Origin of the sequence: Bacillus sp. SIMBA_074 (assembly GCF_046534555.1) — a bacterium.
Classification (GTDB): Bacteria; Bacillota; Bacilli; order Bacillales; family Bacillaceae_G; genus Bacillus_A; species Bacillus_A mycoides.
This window is the reverse complement of the sequence record NZ_JAWRYM010001050.1, coordinates 1-245: the sequence shown is the minus strand read 5'-3', so window position 1 is coordinate 245 and position 245 is coordinate 1. Positions and strand designations below refer to the sequence as shown.

The following is a 245-nucleotide window of genomic DNA, read 5'->3' as shown; positions in this document are numbered from 1 at the left end:
GCGGCCACAGCCACAGGGCGTCGTCGAACCGGTAGCTGTCTTCGCCGCCTCCACCGCCTCCGCCGGTCTGCGTGAGGGTGTGCCGCTCCGGTGGGGAGTCGAACATTCCGGCCGACCAATCGGCGATCAGTTTCTGGCCGTCACCGAGGACAGCGCCGTAGCGGAGACGATCAGGGTCATGGCCCATGAAATGGCCGTGCATCTGGTTGTGCATTTCCTGCCACTCGCGACGGGTCGTACCGCCA

General features: G+C 66.1%; 1 protein-coding gene. It reads right to left on the bottom strand.

Going from position 1 to position 245, the window contains the following annotated elements; translation table 11 throughout:
* Positions 1–214, bottom strand: a 214-nt coding sequence (locus SB773_RS33965) for a hypothetical protein (RefSeq protein ID WP_410594891.1), incomplete at its 3' end; no start/stop codon positions are given.
* Positions 215–245: the final 31 nt, after the last annotated feature.